The following is a 1,235-nucleotide window of genomic DNA, read 5'->3' on the forward strand; positions in this document are numbered from 1 at the left end:
TGTACTGGTCAACTAAAACCGGACACTTTTTTTAGCTCGTTTTCATAATCCACCGGCGTTTTGTCGCCATTGGCTGTGTGCAGTCTTTCCAAGTTGTAATATCGCATATATTCAGCGACATCTTTTTTCATATGTTCACGTGTTGGCTGCGGGATTTTAAGGAGCCAATCATGCTTAAGGCTTCCAAAGAAACGTTCCACGACAGCATTATCCCAACAGGCACCGACGTCACCCATACTGGCTCGCATCTGGTAGCTGTCCAGTAATTTGCGGTAACGTCGACTCGTATACTGGGAGCCTCTATCACTGTGAAACACAAGCCCTGATGGCGGGTTTCTCAGATTATAGGCTTTCATCAATGCCTTGCTAACAAGATCCGCTGTCATGCGTTTATCAATATGCCATCCAACGATTCGGCGTGAATATAAGTCCATGACCACCGCTAAATACATCCAGCCTTCACCAGTGCGGCAATAGGTTACATCACCTGCCCATACTTGATTTGGCCCCGTAGGATTAAAGTTTTGGTTCAACAGGTTGTCTGCAACTGAATCACTGAAGTTACGCTTTGTAGTGACCTTATAAGCCACACGCTGTCGCACAACAAGCTTCATTTGAGCCATGAGCTTTCGCACTCGATAGCGACCAATTTCAAAGCCTTCTTCACGAAGTTTTTTCATCATCTCTCGACTACCTAAGCTTGATCGGCTACGTTTGAATAGCTCTTTCATTCGCCGTCTGAGTGTTAACTCCTCCGCAGCAATGAGCTTGCCAGGGCGCTTGAGCCAGTCGTAATAAGCGGATTGGCTGACACCCATGCCTTTGCAAAGCATCGTGACTGGGTAATCAGCTGACTCGGCCAAGATGAAATCAAACTTTACTTCATTTCTTTCGCGAAGAAGGCTGAAGCCTTTTTTAAAATCTCCTTTTCCATCAGCAGCTTACGATTTTCTTTGCGTAGCCTAATAAGTTCATCTCGCTCAGATTCGGAAAGCTGATTGCCTGCTTGCTTAGCCTCTAACTTCTCCTTCCAGCGGTAGAGCATATTAGGATTGATACCTAATGCTTTAGCCGCTTCGGGCACTGAGTAACCCTGATCATTCACTAAAGATACAGCTTCTTCTTTAAACTCAGTTGAGTACTGTTTGTAGGTTCGTTTCTGACTCATAATGACACCTCAATAGCTGACTGATATTGTCGCTAATTAAAGTGTCCAGTTCTATTAGACCAGTTCA

1 protein-coding gene is annotated in these 1,235 nt (G+C 44.9%); it reads right to left on the minus strand.

What is annotated here, in order from left to right; genetic code table 11:
* Window positions 1-8: 8 nt before the first annotated feature.
* Window positions 9-1,168 (minus strand): IS3 family transposase gene (locus F5971_RS18290; RefSeq protein ID WP_193496577.1). Its coding sequence is split into 2 segments (ribosomal slippage): window positions 9-904 and window positions 904-1,168, totalling 1,161 coding nucleotides; the frame shifts between segments, so codons are not numbered across the junction.
* Window positions 1,169-1,235 lie beyond the last annotated feature (67 nt).

This window comes from Nitrincola alkalisediminis (assembly GCF_009821115.1).
In the GTDB taxonomy this organism is placed as follows: domain Bacteria; phylum Pseudomonadota; class Gammaproteobacteria; order Pseudomonadales; family Balneatricaceae; genus Nitrincola; species Nitrincola alkalisediminis.